Below are 16,181 nucleotides of genomic sequence, written 5' to 3'. Positions count from 1 at the left end.
GCATCGAAGTCAGCGAGAAATTGGATCTTGCGCACGGTTTACTTCGTGTGCTCAAATAAATCATCGGCAACGACTGCCGCGTCGGAGAGGGCATCCCTCCGAGTACCACCTGATACTGGGAGATCTGCAATGAGGCATTTTCGTTCTGCGACGACGGTCGTCGCTCTGGTGGCGGCGGGTGCTCTGCTCGCCGGCTGCAGCGGTGGCGGCTCGCCGTCCGCGTCGGACAACGCGGTTACCCTCACTTTCTGGGGCACATACGGCAACGGCGGAAACAGCGCCCAGACCGACGAACTGGAGAACGAGTTGATCCCCGCGTTCGAGAAGGAGAACCCGGGCATCACCGTCGAGTACGTCGACATGCCGTACGACGGTTTGAAGCAGAAGCTCACGACCTCCGCGGCCGGCGGTGAACTGCCCGACCTCATCCGATCGGACATCGGCTGGGTCGCGCAGTTCGCCAAGCTCGGGGTCTTCAAGCAGCTCGACGGCACGATGCCCGGTTTCCAGGACCTCGCCGACGCCGTCTACCCCGGCACTTTGGAGACGACCTCATGGAACGGGCATTACTACGGCATCCCGCTGAACACCAACACCCGCGTGCTCGTGACCGACGCCGCCACGCTGCAGAAGGCAGGCCTCTCGGCGCCGCCGGCCACCTTCGACGATCTCGCGAAGCTGGCGGCGGGTCTGGACGGGTCGGGAACGTTCGCCTTCGCCGACAGTGGTCTGAGCGCCTGGAACGTCATGCCGTGGATCTGGTCAGCCGGCGGTGACATCGCCGATGCCGACCTGACCACGTCCACCGGCTACCTCGACAGCCCGGAGAGCGTCGCCGGCGTCCAGCTGCTGGTCGACCTGTATCAGAAGGGGCAGATCCCCAACCTCATCACCGGGAACACCGGCGCCACGGGCACAAGCGACGGGCTGCCGGGCGGACAGTACGCGTCGATTCTCGACGGTCCGTGGATGCAGGACATCTGGGCCGGACAGTACCCGGATTTCGCACCGGTCTATTCGCCGATGCCCTCCGGCGACGGCGGGTCGATCAGCGTCGTCGGCGGTGAGAGCCTTGTGGTGACCGAATCCACCGCGCACGCCGACGCCGCGTACAAGTTCCTGGAGTTCAGCCAGAGCGAGACCTTCCAGCTCGGCATGGCAAAGGCCGGCCAGATGTCCGTCAAGCCAGAGTTCGCGCAGAAGCAGGCTGACCTCGTGCCCTACTTCGCGACGTTCTCCGATCAGCTGGAGACCGCCCGCGCGCGCCTGCCCATTCCGCAGGCCGGCGAGGTGGACACCATCCTGAACGACGAGCTCGTGCCCGCCTTCGAGGGCAAGGTCACGGTGGCGGATGCGCTCACCGCTTCCGCGAAGAAGATCGACGCGCTCCTGGCCGACAACGGCTGATGACCCTCACCGCCGGCTCGCGCGAGGCAGCCACCGCTGCCTTGCGCGAGCCCTTCCCTCCGCGCCGTCGGCGCAAGCCGAACCTCACACCGTGGCTGTTCATCGCGCCCGGGGCCATCCTGTTCGGGGTGTTCATCCTGTACCCGATCGTTCAGGCGCTGCAGATGAGCCTGTACGACTGGAATATCCTGCGCGGTGCGGCGAGCGAGTTCGTCGGACTCGATAACTACGCACGCGCCGTGCAGGACGACCGCTTCTGGCTGAGCCTGTCCAACAGCGGCATCTACATGCTGTTCACCGTCCCACCGCAGATCATCCTCGGGCTCGCGGTGGCCATGCTGCTGCGCTCCAAGGCGCCGGCGCAGCCGCTGTTCCGCGTGCTCTTCTATCTTCCGGTCGTCACCAGCTGGGTCGTCGTCTCCCTGCTGTTCAAGTACCTGTTCGCCGATCAGGGCCTCGTGAACTGGGCACTCGGCGACATCCTGCCGCTCACCGACGGCAGCACCTCCTGGCTGTCGGGGCGGTGGACGGCGCTCGTCGCGATCTGCGCGCTGGGGGTGTGGAAGGGCGTGGGCTGGTCCATGATGATCTTCCTCGCCGCGCTGCAAGGCGTCCCGCAATCCCTCGAAGAGGCGGCCGCGCTAGACGGCGCGAACTGGTGGCAGCGGTTCCGTGCCGTCACGATTCCGGCGATCTGGCCGGCGATGCTGTTCGTCGTGGTCATGCTGGTCATTGGCGGCTTCAACGTGTTCACGTCGGTTCTGCTGATGACGGCCGGCGGACCGGGCGGTCAGACCGAGGTGGTCTTGACGTTCATGTACCAGCAGGCGTTCTCCAACCTCGACTTCGGGTACGGGGCCGCCATCGCCGTGCTGCTGACCATCGTGGTGTTCATCTTCTCCGTCGTGCAGCTTCGCGTGTTCCGCGACCGTTCCGACGAGGAGGCGTGATGAAGCGCTCGAGCGTACAGCGCCGCGCCCTGACCGGGATGCGGCTGGTCGCCCTGATCGTCGGCGCGATCGTCATGGTCACGCCGTTCCTGTACATGGTGTCGACGTCTTTCAAGCCGCAGGCCTACGTGCTGACGACGCCCCCGCAGTTCATCCCCGACCCGTTCACGTGGGCAAACTACGTGCAGGCGTGGACGAGCCAGGACTTCTCCCGCTACGCGCTGAATTCGGTGATCGTCGCCGTGGTCTCCACCGCGCTGTCGGTGCTGATCAGCTCGATGATGGCCTATGGCTTCGCCCGGTTCGAGTTCCGCGGCCGCGAAGTGATCTTCCGCATCATGCTGATCGGCCTGATGGTGCCGGCGATGATGCTGATCATCCCGCAGTTCGTGCTCGCGAAGTACTTCGGCCTCTTGGATTCGCTCGCAGGACTCATCGTGTTCTACGTGGCCGGCTCGCTGGCACTGAACGTGTTCCTGCTGCGCGGGTTCTTCGCGGCGATCCCGGGTGAGCTCGATCAGGCGATGCAGGTCGACGGCGCGAACGCGTGGACCCGATACTGGCGGCTGGCCATTCCGCTCGCCAGACCGGCCCTCGCCACTGCCACGATCTTCACCTTCCTCGCCAGCTGGGACGAGTTCGCGTGGGCCCTGACCATCATCAACAGCCCCGAGAACCGCACCCTGCCGATCGCGATCCAACTCTTCCAGGGACAGAACGCGACGCAGTGGGGTCTCGTCTTCGCGGCGTCCGTCATCGCGGTGATCCCGGTGATCGTCGTGTACCTCATCTTCCAACGCCACTTCGTACAAGGCCTCACCTCCGGGGCAGTCAAAGGATGACCGTGACCGACCTGACACTCCTGCCCGCCCGCGCCAGCTTCGCGCCGGGCGAGAATCTGCACGTGGAGATCCGCGGAGCGGCGCCGGTGGACGGCAGCCTCTCTGTGTGGCGGCTCGGCGAACTCGTCCATCGCCAGCCGGTCCGCCCCGGCGCTCTCCAGACGCTTCCCGACCTGACGCCCGGATGCTACGGCGTCGACCTCGAGCATGCGGGCGGCGTCGTCCGCACGGCGATCGAGGTCACGGACGATGCGCGCGCCCGGCTGCGCTATGGGTTCGTCGCCAGCTACGCGCCCGGCAAGGACGTCCACGCCGTCGCCGACCTCGCGCGCAGACTCCACCTCAATGGCATCCAGTTCTACGACTGGGCGTACCGGCACGCGGATCTTCTCGGTGGCGGCGAGCAGTACGACGACGCGCTGGGCCAGCCGATCACTCTCGAGACGGTCCGGGCGCTCGTGGACGCGCTGCGCGCAGCGGGTGCGGCTTCGTACGGGTACGCCGCGGTGTACGCGGTCGGTCCCGAGGAATGGCCGCGGTGGCAGCAGCACGCGCTGCTGCGTCCGGACGGGGAGCCTTATGCGCTCGGTGACTTCCTCTTCATCCTCGATCCCGCGTCACCGCCCTGGCTCGCCCACTTCGCACAGGATCTGCGCGCGTCGGTGGAACAGGTCGGCTTCGACGGTTTCCACCTCGACCAGTACGGGTACCCGAAGCACGCCGCCACCCCGGACGGCACCGCGATCGACGTGGCCGAGTCCTTCCATCGGATGATCGACGTGGTGCGCGACAACCTGCCGGACGCGCGGCTGATCTTCAACAACGTCAACGACTTCCCGACGTGGGACAGCGCGTCGGCGCCGCAGGACGCGGTCTACATCGAACCGTGGAAGCCGGTGCTCACACTCGGCGCGCTTGCTGCCGTGGCGACACGGGCGCGCGCGGTAGCCGGGGACAAGCCCGTCGTCCTGGCCGCCTATCAGCACGTGTACGACCAGGCTCCCGCCGACGCATCCGATCGTGCGACGGCCTTCACCATGGCGACCCTCCTCTCGCACGGGGCCACCCAGCTGCTGGCCGGTGAGCACGGCAGGCTGCTCGTGGACCCGTACTACGTCCGCAACCACGACGCCGAGCCGCGGACGCTCGAGTTCCTCACGCGCTGGTCGGATTTCGCGCTCGAGCACGATTCCCTGCTGCTGGATCCGCAGATCGTCGACGTGACCGCGTCGTACGTCGGCGACTACAACGACGACCTCGACGTGGCCTACGCCGACGTCGCCGTCGCCGAGACGGCGGTAGCGGGGGCGGTGTGGCGGCGGGTCACCCGTGCCGCCGACGGTCTCGTCGTGCACCTGATCAACCTGGCGGGGCAGGAGGACACCTCCTGGGATGCGCCGCGGAACGAGCCGGCCGCCACCGGCGACGGGGAGCTGCGCTTCCGACACATCCGCGGCCGGATGCCACGCGTGCGCGTCGCCGATCCCGACGCCGGCGGGCGCTTGAGCGATCTCGAGGTGCGTCTCGAAGAGAACCACGCCGTGGCCGTCCTGCCGCCGGTGCACATCTGGCAGGTCGTCCATGTCGCTCTCTGAGGTGCTCTTCCCCGGTGCGGACGTGCCGGCCTCGTCGCAGTGGTGGAAGAGCGCGGTCGTCTACCAGATCTACCCGCGGAGCTTCCAGGATTCCGACGGCGACGGGATCGGCGATCTGCAGGGTATCCTGCAGCGCCTCGATCATCTGGAACGGCTCGGCGTGGACGTGATCTGGCTCTCGCCGATCTACCCATCGCCGCAAGCCGACAACGGCTACGACATCAGCGACTACCAGGGCATCGACCCGGTCTTCGGCACCCTCGATGACTTCGACGAACTGCTGACGGCGTTGCACTCTCGCGGCATGAGGCTCGTGATGGACCTCGTCGTCAACCACACCTCCGACGAGCATCCGTGGTTCGTCCAGTCGCGGTCCTCGATCCACAGCGCCAAGCGGGACTGGTACATCTGGCGACCGCCGCGAGCGGGGCACGCCCCCGGCGAACCCGACCGCGAGCCCACGAACTGGGAGTCCTTCTTCTCGGGGCCGACGTGGACGCTCGACCCCGAGACGGGGGAGTACTACCTGCACCTTTTCGCGCGGAAGCAGCCCGATCTCAACTGGGAGAATCCCGAAGTTCGTCAGGCGGTGTACGAGATGATGCGCTGGTGGCTCGACCGTGGGGTCGACGGCTTCCGGATGGATGTCATCAACCTCATCTCCAAGAACCCGGACTATCCCGACGGACCCGTCCGCCCGGGTGCCGAGTACGGCGACGGATTCGCGCACTACTCCGCCGGCCCCCGCCTGCACGAGTATCTGCAGGAGATGCGCCGCGAGGTCTTCGACGGGCGCGGTTCACTGCTGACCGTCGGCGAGACGCCGGGCGTCACGAAGGACGCGGCGCCGCTGTTCTCCGACCCCGCGCGGCGCGAGCTCGACATGGTCTTCCAGTTCGAGCACGTGAGCCTCGACCACGGCAACGGGAAGTTCCGTCCCCGCGCGCTCGAGCCGGGGGAGTTGGCGGCATCCTTCACCGAATGGCAGGACGCGCTCGCCGACGCGGGATGGAACAGCCTGTATCTCGCAAACCACGATCAGCCCCGCCCGGTGAGCCGCTTCGGCGATGCCGGCGAATGGTGGCGGGAATCGGCCACCGCGCTGGCCACGGTCCTGCACCTGCAGCGCGGCACCCCGTACGTCTACCAGGGCGAAGAGCTCGGCATGACCAACGCACCCTTCCACGCGATCGAGGACTACCGCGACGTCGAATCGCTCAACTACTACGCGGACGCCGTGACGCGCGGAGAGAAGCCCGAAAGGGTGCTTTCGGGGCTCATGAGGATGAGCCGCGATCACGCGCGGACGCCCGTGCAGTGGGACGCCAGCGCGAACGCGGGATTCTCGACGGTCGTCCCATGGATTGCCGTCAACCCGAACCACCGTCACGTGAACGCGCAGGCGCAGTACGGCGATGCCGCTTCGGTGTTCTCCCACTACCGGGCGCTGATCGCTCTGCGACACCGGCTTCCCGTGGTCGCTGACGGCGACTTCGAGCGACTGGACGTCGGCGCGCCGGCCGTGTTCGCCTTCCGGCGCACCCTCGGCGCCCAGCGCCTGCTGGTGATCGCGAACCTGTCCTCGTCGGCGGTGACCCCGCACCTGCCCGAAGCTGAGCGCGAATATTGGCGCGACGAGCGTCTGATCTTGAACAACGTGGACGGCGAGGATCGTGCCGATGCCGCCCTGAGTCCGTGGGAGGCGAAGGTGTACGCCCGCTGACGTCGCTCCGGCGGGGACCAGCTCACCGGGTATGCCTCCAACGACGCCGGCCCGTGCCGCGCACCGATGCGCGGGAACCGCCCGGCCGTTCGAGCGGGACTCGACCAGTCAATCCATGACATAGATACGACTAGTATCTATGTCATGGATACGTTGGAGAGCGGCATCGCCGCAAGCTCGACCCGCGCGGTCGACACGCGCTCCGCGGCGGAGATCGCGTATCAGGTCGTCAAGCAGCGGATTCTGGACGGAGAGCTGCCCGGTGGGTCGATGGTCAGTGAGGGCTCGATCGCCGAGGCGCTCGGGATGAGCCGCACGCCCGTGCGTGAGGCATTCTTGAGCCTGCAGGCCGAGGGGTGGATGCGGCTGTATCCCAAACGCGGGGCCCTCATCGCCGAAGCCCAGCCGCGCGAACTCGAAGACGTCGTCGACGCCCGCGTGCTCATCGAGACGGATTCCGTGCGCCGAGTCGGTCGCGACAGCGAGCGGGCGCAGGGCCTCGTGGCCATTCTCACCGCCATCATCGAGCGGCAACACGCGGCCTTCGTCGCGCAGGATCTCGACGGACTCGCCGAAGCCGACACCGCCTTCCATGCCACCATCGTGGAGGCGGGTGAGAACGCCCTGCTGGCCGGATTCTTCGCGACGCTGCGGGACCGTCAACGACGGATGGTCACGCGCTCGCTCTGGCGGCGAGAGGATCGCACCGCGCAGGTGCTCGCCGACCATGAGCTGCTCGCACGCCTCATCGGCGATCGTGACCCGGATGCCTTCGAGGTGGCGCTCGCGCGGCACATCCGCAACACGCACCGGGATCTGCTGTCGTGAGCGCAACCGCCGAGGTTCCGACCGCCGCCGCCGCGTCCCGCGCTGCCGCGTCCCGCGCTGCCGCGCCGTGGCTGAGCGTGGGCGCCGCGCTGTTCACCGTCGCGTGGGGAGGGAACGAGTTCACCCCGCTGCTGGTCATGTACCGGCAGATCGACCAGATGAGCGCGCTGACGGTCAACGTCCTGCTCGGCGCCTACGTGCTCGGCATCGTGCCCGCGCTGCTGCTGGGCGGTCCGCTCTCAGACCGCTACGGCCGGCGCCCGCTCTTCGTGCCGGCACCGCTGATCGCCGTCGCCGGCAGCGCTCTGCTGGCGGTCGGCGCGGCCTCGGCGCCCCTGCTGTTCGCCGGCCGGGTGCTCTCGGGCGTCGCCCTGGGCCTGGTGATGGCGGTGGGGACCAGCTGGGTCAAGGAGCTCTCTGAGGCGCCGTTCGAACTCGACAGCGTCGACGGCCGCGGCGCGTCGCGTGCCGCGCTCGCGCTGACGTCGGGCTTCGCGCTCGGCGCCGGCGTCGCCGCCGCGCTCGCCCAGTTCGGCCCGCTGCCGGCGGCAGCTCCGTACGTGGTGCACATCGCCATCACCCTGGCCGCCTTCTTCGTGCTGCTGCGGGCGCCCGAGACCCGCCGGCGCCGCGTAGACGCCGCGCCGCTGCTCGATGACCTGCGCATCCCGACCGCAATGGACCGGCGGTTCCTGCTGGTGGTCGCGCCCATGGCGCCGTGGGTATTCGGCACGGCCGCCAGCGCCTACGCCATCCTGCCGGGGCTGATGATGTCGCAGGTGCCGGGCCTGGAGGTGGGGATCTCGGGCCTGCTGTGCGTGGTCGCCCTCGGCTGCGGCGTCGCCGTGCAGAAGCTCGCCGCCCGGATCGACTCGCCGCGCTCCGCGCGCGGCGTCGTCGTCGCGCTGGCGGTGACCGTCCCCGCGATGTGCCTGGCCGCCGTCGCCGTCGGCCTGCACTCGCTGCCCTGGGCGTTCGTCGCGGCCGCCGCGCTGGGCACCGCCTACGGCATGCTGTTGGTCGGCGGTCTGCGCGAGATCCAGCGCATCGCAGGACCCGACGACCTCGCGGGGCTCACCGCCGTGTACTACTCGCTGACCTACCTGGGCTTCTTCGTCCCGGCCATCCTGGCGGCGCTCGGAGCGTGGATCACGTACTCGACGATGTTCCTCGCGGGCTCCCTGATCGCAGCCCTCAGCCTCGGCGTGGTCGCCATGAGCGGGCGTCGCCACCTGCCGACCGGCTGATCCGGCGATCGCGGTGCAATGCCCCTGTGAGCCGCGGCGATCACACGGGTGCGAACCTGCCGAGCGCGAAGGCTTGGATCGCCAGGACGGCCGCTCCGCGCGCCCATTCGAGGTTGTCGCCGCTCGACAGGTCGATCGGGGGAGTGTGTGCTTGGGGTGCCCGGTGATCGCGGACGGACTGCAGCAGCGTCTGCCACCCGACTTCGGCGAGGCGCACGCCCTCTCCGGCAATGATGATGCGCTGCGGGAGGGTGAGATTGCACACCGCCGCGATCAACACTCCGAGACCACGTGCCGCGTCCTGGACGATCCGCAGCGCGGCGGGGTGGTGCTGGGCGGCGAGCTCCACGGCATCATCGAATGAGGTGTCGGCACCGAGTGCTTCGGTGGCGTAGCGGGCGATCGCGTCCGAATTGAGGAGCGCGGCGGCGCATCCGCGGTGTCCCTGCTGACAGAACGGCCCTGAGGGATCCATCGGCCAGTGCCCCACGAGGCCGATGCCGTAATCCTCACTGACGATGGGCTGTCCGTTGACGACGAGCCCGAAGCCGGTCCCGATGCCGAGCGTGATGACGGCGAAGCGGTCGTCCTTGCTCGCGGCGCCGAACCAATCCTCATACTCGCACAGCGCCACCACGTCGTTCTCGACGAGCGTCGGTGCTCCGGTCGCCGCCTCGATGAGGTCGGCGAGTGGCACGTCGCTCCAATCCAGGAATCCGGCGCTGATGACGGCACGTCGCTCATGCACGGCTCCGCCGATGCCGATCCCGACGCCAGTGATGACCCGTTCGGCTGATGCCGCGAGGTGCTGGGCTCTCACGAGTCCCACGACCGCTTCCGGTGTCCGCTCGTCCAGTGGCGCGATCGAGTCGGCCACGATGTCGCCGCGCATGTTCGTGACCGCGGCGATGATCTCATTCTCACGGATCTTCAGGCCCAGGAAGTGGTGCGTAGAGGCATCCACATCGAGCAGCCGCGTGGGCCGGCGCTCAGGCTCTCATCGGGGCGTCGCAATAGAGGTCAGGTCGCGATCCGCCACCGCATCAGCCGCGGGACGACATTAACTGCCGCGACGACCGCGCCAGTTTTCGCCGCAAGTTACACAGGTGATCGCAATCGGTGGCAAGACCGTCGAAATCGATCGTTTTTGGCAGGCGCATCAAGTTCTCGTCGGGCTCGCACCGCTAGAAGGACCGAGTCACGCGGGAATGCGCGAACCGACCTTGAGTTAGATACCCCCAGGGGGTATCTTTTAACCATGAACGGGTACAGCGACGGCAAGGCAGATCTCGCTAAGCGGTTGAGTCGCGTCGAAGGTCAGGTGCGAGGAATCGCACGGATGGTCGACGAAGACAAGTACTGCATCGACATCCTCACGCAGGTATCTGCAGCGACGAGAGCGCTCGAAACGGTGGCGTTGTCGCTGCTGAGCGATCATCTAAGTCATTGCGTGGCCGAGGCCAGCGCCGAGGGTGGCGAGGTTGCGGCAGAGAAGGTCCGCGAGGCTAACGAGGCCATTGCCCGTCTGGTCCGTTCATGACCGCCACATCTGTCTATTGAAGGAGCACACGATGACTGATCGCATTGAACTTGGCCTAAAGGACGCGAACGCTGGCTGCGCGTGCTGCGCCGTCCCATCGAACACCGAGGCGTCCGCACCGGCTGCGGCCTCATCTTCGTCCTCCGAAGAGGTTTTGGTTGCGGGGATGACGTGCTCGCATTGCGTGTCGAGCGTCAGTGAAGAACTGGCGGCTGTGGACGGTGTCGAGTCCGTCGACGTCGACCTGAACGCCGGCGGCACCTCCCGCGTGACTATCCACAGCGCAGCACCGGTCGATCCTGCCGCTGTGAGAGCTGCGGTCGAAGAGGCCGGGTATACCCTCGCGACCAGCCAGGCCTGAGTCGCTAACCTTCTGCACCCGGGCTCAACCGGGCGCATCTGAGCAAGGAATTCCGATGAGCCAGCACGACGAACACAGCCATCGCGCCGCACACGAGAACCACGGCGCGGCGCCGACAACGGAGCATGACCACGCGGCGATGAGCCACGATCACGACGCTTCGCCAGAACATGGCGGCCATGGTGGGCACGGCGGACATGGTGGGCACGGTGATCATGTGGGCCAGTTCCGGCGGTTGTTCTGGATCATGCTGGTCCTTGCGGTTCCGGTCGTCGGGTTTTCGATGATGTTCTCGATGCTGCTCGGATACCCGCTGCCGGACGCTGCGTGGGTCGGTTGGGTGTCCCCGGTTCTCGGAACGGTCATGTATGTGTGGGGCGGGGCGCCGTTCCTCACCGGTGCGGTGAGCGAACTCCGGGCCCGCAAGCCCGGCATGATGCTGCTGATCGCTCTCGCGATCACGGTCGCGTTCCTCGCATCATGGGGCGCGAGCCTGGGCCTGCTGCACCACGAACTGGACTTCTGGTGGGAGCTGGCCCTGCTGATCGTGATCATGCTGCTCGGTCACTGGATCGAGATGCGTTCCCTCGCGCAGACGACCTCAGCGTTGGATTCCTTGGCTGCGTTGCTGCCTGACGAGGCGGAAAAGATCGAGGGCGATACAACCGTCACGGTTGCCCCGTCTGATCTGCTGGTGGGTGACGTGGTGGTGGTGCGCCCGGGCGGGCGGGTCCCCGCAGACGGGCGGATCGTGCAGGGCTCGGCCAGCATGGACGAGTCGATGATCACCGGAGAATCCCGGCCCGTGCGCCGCAGCGACGGCGACCAGGTCATCGCCGGCACCGTCGCGACCGACTCCGGTGTGCGGGTGGAGATCACCGCGATCGGCGAGGACACTGCTCTCGCAGGTATCCAGAAGCTGGTGACCGAGGCGCAGAGCTCGTCGTCGCGGGCGCAACGGCTCGCTGACAAAGCTGCCGGGTGGTTGTTCTGGTTCGCGCTCGGCGCTGCCGCGATCACCGCGATCGTCTGGACGGTTGTCGGCATGCCCGACGCCGCGGTGATCCGCGCGATCACCGTGCTGGTGATCGCGTGCCCGCACGCTCTGGGCCTGGCGATCCCGCTCGTTGTGTCGATCGCGACGGAGCGGGCGGCTCGTGGGGGTGTGCTGATCAAGGATCGTCTCGCGTTGGAGAGTATGCGCACCGTCGACACCGTCTTGTTCGACAAGACCGGCACGCTCACCAAGGGCACCCCCGCCGTCACCGCGATCGACCCCGTGTCCGGCACCGATTCTGACCAGCTGTTGGCCTGGGCCGCGGCTGCGGAAGCCGACTCTGAGCACCCGCTCGCTCGCGCGATCGTCAACGCGGCGAAGGAGAAGAACCTCACGGTCCCTGCCTCGTCCGAATTCGAGTCCTCGCCGGCGGTCGGGGTCCGTGCGCGTGTCGATGGGCACATCGTGCAGGTCGGTGGGCCGTACATGCTCGAGCAGGAGAACGCCCAGGAGCTGGCGGTTGCCGATGAGTGGCGCAATGAGGGTGCGATCATCCTCCACGTCCTCGTCGACGGTCAGGTCGCGGGCGCACTGCGATTGGCGGATGAGATCCGCTCAGAGTCGCGTCATGCCGTCGAGGCCCTCCACGAGCGGGGTGTGCAAGTCGTCATGATCACCGGTGATGCCGACGCGGTGGCCGCCTCCGTGGCGGGCGAGCTGGGTATCGACCGGTACTTCGCCGGGGTGCGACCGGAGGACAAGGCCTCGAAGGTGAAAGAACTGCAGGGCGAGGGCCGCAAGGTCGCGATGGTCGGAGACGGCGTGAACGACGCCCCCGCGCTCGCGCAGGCGGATGTCGGTATCGCGATCGGCGCGGGAACGGACGTCGCGATCGCCTCGGCCGGGGTCATCCTCGCCAGCGACGACCCTCGGTCGGTGCTGTCGGTGATCGAACTGTCACGGGCCAGCTACCGGAAGATGAAGCAGAACCTCTGGTGGGCCGCTGGCTACAACCTGCTCTCCGTCCCGCTCGCGGCCGGCGTGCTCGCCCCCATCGGGTTCGTGCTCCCGATGTCCGTGGGGGCCGTGCTGATGTCCCTGTCGACCATCGTCGTCGCGCTCAACGCGCAGCTGCTGCGCCGGCTGGATCTCCGCCCGGACGCAGTAGCGGGTAAGTAGCAAGAAACGGTCAGGGTGACGGACGTAGGCTGAGGAGAACGGGAGGTGAGTATGTCGCTGATCAACGTCGCACAACAGGTGCGGGGACCGCGCACGCTCACCCATACCGTCTTGGCCGTCCTCGCGGTCGCGGTGGGCGTCATCGCGGGTCTGCTGGCGATGCACTCCTTCAACTCGCACGCGACAACTGCCGGCCACCACGACACCGTCGCTGTCAGCACGCAGGCCGATGTATCTGCCCATCACCACGACACGTCCGAAGCCGCCGCCGTGCCGGACTCACTTACGGCGGATGCGGGATGCGCGACGTGTGGGGGCGGGGACCCAATGACGTGGATGGCGTGCGTTCTCGCGCTCCTAGTCGCCACGATCCTGCTCGGGCGGATCGGGCTCGGCTGGCGGCACGCGACACTGATCGCAATACTTACGGCCGCGACCATGCGCTGGCCCGCCCGTGCCCACGCCCTTCCGCCACCCCCCTCTCTCACGGTTCTCTGCATCAGTCGCACGTGATAACGCGCTAGCCCGCTCTGCGGGCACGCACCCCTGGCACCGGCAGCAGCCGGGCCTCATCACCGACCCTTGGAGAACACTCATGAAGATTCGACCCGCGGCGATCGCCGCACTCACCCTCACTGCCCTTCTTGCCCTCACGGGCTGCGCCGGAAACACCGGTTCTGGCAACGGCATGGAAGGTATGGACCACGGCGGCAGCTCGTCCGCACCCGCCGAAACAGCGGACGCGAACGACGCCGACATCATGTTCGCCAGCATGATGAAGGAGCACCACGCACAGGCCATCGAGATGTCCGATGTCGTTCTCGGCAAAGACGGCGTCGATGAGCGCGTCGTCGCCCTCGCGGAAGAGATCAAGGCCGCTCAGGAGCCGGAGATCCAGAAGATGGATCAGTGGCTCGAAGACTGGGGCGCGGATATGGACAGCATGGAGGGCATGGATCACGGCAGCGGCATGATGTCCGAAGAAGACATGCAGGCCCTCGAAGATGCCACCGGTCCCGATGCTGGCCGTCTGTTCCTCGAGCAGATGATCCAGCACCACGAGGGCGCTGTCGACATGGCGCAGGACGAAGTCGACAACGGTCAAAACAGCGACGCCATCGCACTCGCTGAGACGATCATCGACACGCAAACCGACGAGATCGCCACCATGAAGGAGATCCTCGCAACTCTGTGATCCCCGGGGTGGGGTGCGGGGCTCCCGCACCCCACCTCGTGATCTGTTGCGCACACCATCATGCGAACCCTCAAGAAGCTCACGTTGCCCACTTTTCGACAGCGACACCGAGCGGCACTCACGCTCTCCACAACGATCGCGGCCAGCATTGTGCTGGCCGGCTGCACGGCACCCGCCGAGCCCACCACCGGGCACGACCACGCCGCGTCCATCAGCCACGTCCACGCGATCGTGCCTAACCCCTCCGAGGACGGATACCTCCTGGGTGCCCATGACGGGATCTACACGGCCACACCGGATGGGGAGGTCGGCTCGCGTATCGAGACGACCGACTTCGACGCAATGGGCCTCATCACTGTTGGTGATGCTCTCCTCGCGTCCGGGCATCCCGGACCGACCACGGCCCCAGAACTCGGCTCCCCCAACCTCGGAATCATCCGGAGCGACGACAGCGCCAGATCTTGGACGCCTGTCTCATTCACCGACGAGAAAGACTTCCACGTGCTTGCCGTCGGGAAGAACGACACCCTCTACGGGATCGCCTCGGACTCTGCGGAGCTCCTCCGCACTGACGACCTCGGTGAGACCTGGTCGGCGGTCGGAGAAATTCTGGCGTTCAGCCTCGTCATCGACAGTGAAGGGCAACTGATCGCCGCCACCCCAGACGGGGTGCAAATCAGCACTGATGAGGGCACCACTTTTACACCTCTGAACGAGGCGCCTGCGCTCTATCTACTCGCCGTGTCACCTGACGGCAAACGGCTTGTCGGTGTCGGTCGCGGCGGACAGATCTGGGCCAGCACAGGATCCAAAGCCGAGTGGGTTCCAGCCGGCGTCACTCATGGCTCCGCGCAAGCGCTCGCGACCACGAACGACGGTGACATCTTGGTCTTCGATGACAGCGGCCTGGCGGCAATTGCCAAGTAAACGAGGGGACGATATCTCCAGCGAAAGACGCTCACCTGTCCCGCTACACGCCGAAACTGTCTGCCGATACGAGGTTTCGGCGAACCATAGCGGCACGCCTCAAGCTGTGGAGTTCGGCACCTCTTGGCGCCCTTTTGTGAGTGCTTAATGTCACTGGTTCCGACGACGAGCATGTCGGGGCTAAATCTCCTCGCGAAAACGCGGGCTGCGCGTTGCGTGGCGGGGTATGGTCAGAGCCCGCCCTTGACAACACCGTAATCTTCCACCGCGCGCGTGGGCGCTCCTCACGTTTCGGCCAATGCGCTGACCAGAAGACGATCAATCCGCCGAGCGGTACCGCGATGATCGCGGCGCTCCAGACGAGCTTGGCAAACCAATCGCCCGGTCCTCGGTGCAGGACTTGTAGCCGGTCGTCGAGGCCGCCGCCAGCATCCTCGTGATCGGTAACTAGCGACACTGAACGATCACAGAACACCGCCAAAGAGCGACGAACTCCACAGGCACGGAGTTTCGGCACGGCGTGTCGACGTCGCGGCGCTGCACCTGGTCGACGTGCCGCAATCGATCAGTTTCGAGCGATTGCGGGAACCTACAAAGAGAACCACGTGCCCGGCCCGGTGCGTTGCCTACCTCGGCCGATAGATTGAAAGCGTGACAACACCTCGCGCACGCCTCCTCCGACTTCGATGGGCGAGCGGCTTGCTGATCGCCCAGGGCGCGCTGATGGAGCTCTCAGTTGTCATCGGCGTTGTAGCACTGCTCGCGCTGGGCGTCCCTCAGGGCTCGATCACCGATCGGGTCGACATCTTCGCGCTGCCATACCTAAACGAGCACCTCTACCTGATGATGGCGATGAGCGGCGTGTTCGGAGTGCTTCGCATTACCGGCGCCATAGCCATGGCCCGAAACCGCATGTGGGGATTGGTGCTCTCCCTCTTCAATTGCGGCGTCACCCTGGTGCTGATGATCTTCCTCTTGCCCCCCGGTCTACTAGACGGCATCCTCACCGGCACGGCTCTGGTGCTGATCCTCTCCGGCTGGCTACAGCTCCGCCCCATCGTCGACCGCGCTGAACCCACCGAGCAGACAGGCCGAAACTCCGACCCGAAACTACTCGTCCCGTAACCGAGTTTCGATACGGGCCGCGTTTCTGGTGGCTCTACTTGTGGAGTTCGGCACCTCTTGGCGCCCTTTTGTGAGTGCTTAATGTCACTGGTTCCGACGACGAGCATGTCGGGCCTAAATCTCCTCGCGAAAACGCGGGCTGCGCGTTGCGTGGCGGGGTATGGTCAGAGCCCGCCCTTGACAACACCGTAATCTTCCACCGCGCGCGTGGGCGCTCCTCACGTTTCGGCCAATGCGCTGACCAGAAGTGTCATCTCGCAGGACA

At 66.6% G+C, this 16,181-nt stretch carries 15 protein-coding genes; 14 read left to right on the top strand and 1 reads right to left on the bottom strand.

The genetic code is table 11. From position 1 onward, the window contains the following. Window positions 1–129 precede the first annotated feature (129 nt). From N4R40_RS07515 to N4R40_RS07485, 7 genes are all read left to right on the top strand, one after another. Window positions 130–1,407 carry an extracellular solute-binding protein gene (locus N4R40_RS07515; protein ID WP_261606750.1) on the top strand — a complete coding sequence of 426 codons (1,278 nt, stop codon included), beginning with the start codon at window positions 130–132 and terminating at the stop codon, window positions 1,405–1,407. Continuing rightward, window positions 1,407–2,357 carry a carbohydrate ABC transporter permease gene (locus N4R40_RS07510; protein WP_261606749.1) on the top strand — a complete coding sequence of 317 codons (951 nt, stop codon included), beginning with the start codon at window positions 1,407–1,409 and terminating at the stop codon, window positions 2,355–2,357. Before N4R40_RS07515 ends, N4R40_RS07510 begins: the two co-directional genes overlap by 1 nt. Beyond that, window positions 2,357–3,199 carry a carbohydrate ABC transporter permease gene (locus tag N4R40_RS07505; protein ID WP_261606748.1) on the top strand — a complete coding sequence of 281 codons (843 nt, stop codon included), beginning with the start codon at window positions 2,357–2,359 and terminating at the stop codon, window positions 3,197–3,199. Before N4R40_RS07510 ends, N4R40_RS07505 begins: the two co-directional genes overlap by 1 nt. Window positions 3,200–3,201: 2 nt before the next feature. Beyond that, window positions 3,202–4,794, top strand: coding sequence for a glycoside hydrolase family 66 protein (locus N4R40_RS07500; protein WP_261606747.1), 1,593 nt, complete (start codon window positions 3,202–3,204; stop codon window positions 4,792–4,794). Then, window positions 4,781–6,517 carry an alpha-glucosidase gene (locus tag N4R40_RS07495; RefSeq protein ID WP_261606746.1) on the top strand — a complete coding sequence of 579 codons (1,737 nt, stop codon included), beginning with the start codon at window positions 4,781–4,783 and terminating at the stop codon, window positions 6,515–6,517. The genes N4R40_RS07500 and N4R40_RS07495 overlap by 14 nt, the downstream gene beginning before the upstream one ends. A 144-nt stretch (window positions 6,518–6,661) precedes the next feature. Continuing rightward, window positions 6,662–7,345: a GntR family transcriptional regulator gene (locus tag N4R40_RS07490; RefSeq protein WP_261606745.1), complete on the top strand. Its 684-nt coding sequence runs from the start codon at window positions 6,662–6,664 to the stop codon at window positions 7,343–7,345. Then, window positions 7,342–8,592, top strand: coding sequence for an MFS transporter (locus N4R40_RS07485; protein ID WP_261606744.1), 1,251 nt, complete (start codon window positions 7,342–7,344; stop codon window positions 8,590–8,592). The genes N4R40_RS07490 and N4R40_RS07485 overlap by 4 nt, the downstream gene beginning before the upstream one ends. A gap of 40 nt (window positions 8,593–8,632) precedes the next feature. Here N4R40_RS07485 and N4R40_RS07480 read toward each other — a convergent pair whose 3' ends face one another. Further along, a complete protein-coding gene (locus N4R40_RS07480) occupies window positions 8,633–9,556 on the bottom strand; it encodes an ROK family protein (RefSeq protein WP_261606743.1) in 924 nt (307 codons plus the stop codon). 294 nt (window positions 9,557–9,850) lie between these two features. On the opposite strand from N4R40_RS07480, the gene N4R40_RS07475 reads away from it, so the two are divergent. The 7 genes from N4R40_RS07475 to N4R40_RS07445 all read left to right on the top strand — a co-directional run bounded on the left by N4R40_RS07475 (window position 9,851) and on the right by N4R40_RS07445 (window position 15,916). Then, complete coding sequence (locus N4R40_RS07475; protein ID WP_261606742.1) at window positions 9,851–10,132, top strand: metal-sensitive transcriptional regulator; 282 nt, start codon at window positions 9,851–9,853, stop codon at window positions 10,130–10,132. A 31-nt stretch (window positions 10,133–10,163) separates the two neighbouring features. Beyond that, a complete protein-coding gene (locus N4R40_RS07470) occupies window positions 10,164–10,493 on the top strand; it encodes a heavy-metal-associated domain-containing protein (protein WP_201468907.1) in 330 nt (109 codons plus the stop codon). A gap of 55 nt (window positions 10,494–10,548) precedes the next feature. Then, a complete protein-coding gene (locus N4R40_RS07465) occupies window positions 10,549–12,669 on the top strand; it encodes a heavy metal translocating P-type ATPase (protein WP_261606741.1) in 2,121 nt (706 codons plus the stop codon). Window positions 12,670–12,720: 51 nt separating this feature from the next. Beyond that, the gene (locus N4R40_RS07460) at window positions 12,721–13,182 is read left to right on the top strand and encodes a DUF6153 family protein (protein ID WP_261606887.1); all 462 of its coding nucleotides are present in this window, start codon (window positions 12,721–12,723) and stop codon (window positions 13,180–13,182) included. A gap of 82 nt (window positions 13,183–13,264) precedes the next feature. Next, window positions 13,265–13,864: a DUF305 domain-containing protein gene (locus N4R40_RS07455; RefSeq protein ID WP_261606740.1), complete on the top strand. Its 600-nt coding sequence runs from the start codon at window positions 13,265–13,267 to the stop codon at window positions 13,862–13,864. Between the two features lie 84 nt (window positions 13,865–13,948). Then, on the top strand, window positions 13,949–14,791 hold the full coding sequence (locus N4R40_RS07450) for a WD40/YVTN/BNR-like repeat-containing protein (protein WP_261606739.1): 843 nt from the start codon (window positions 13,949–13,951) through the stop codon (window positions 14,789–14,791). Between the two features lie 699 nt (window positions 14,792–15,490). Beyond that, complete coding sequence (locus N4R40_RS07445; RefSeq protein WP_261606738.1) at window positions 15,491–15,916, top strand: hypothetical protein; 426 nt, start codon at window positions 15,491–15,493, stop codon at window positions 15,914–15,916. Window positions 15,917–16,181: the final 265 nt, after the last annotated feature.

Source organism: Microbacterium memoriense, from assembly GCF_025398275.1.
GTDB lineage: Bacteria > Actinomycetota > Actinomycetes > Actinomycetales > Microbacteriaceae > Microbacterium > Microbacterium memoriense.
Note: the sequence above shows the minus strand (reverse complement) of the source record. Positions and strands in the feature narration are given on the sequence as shown.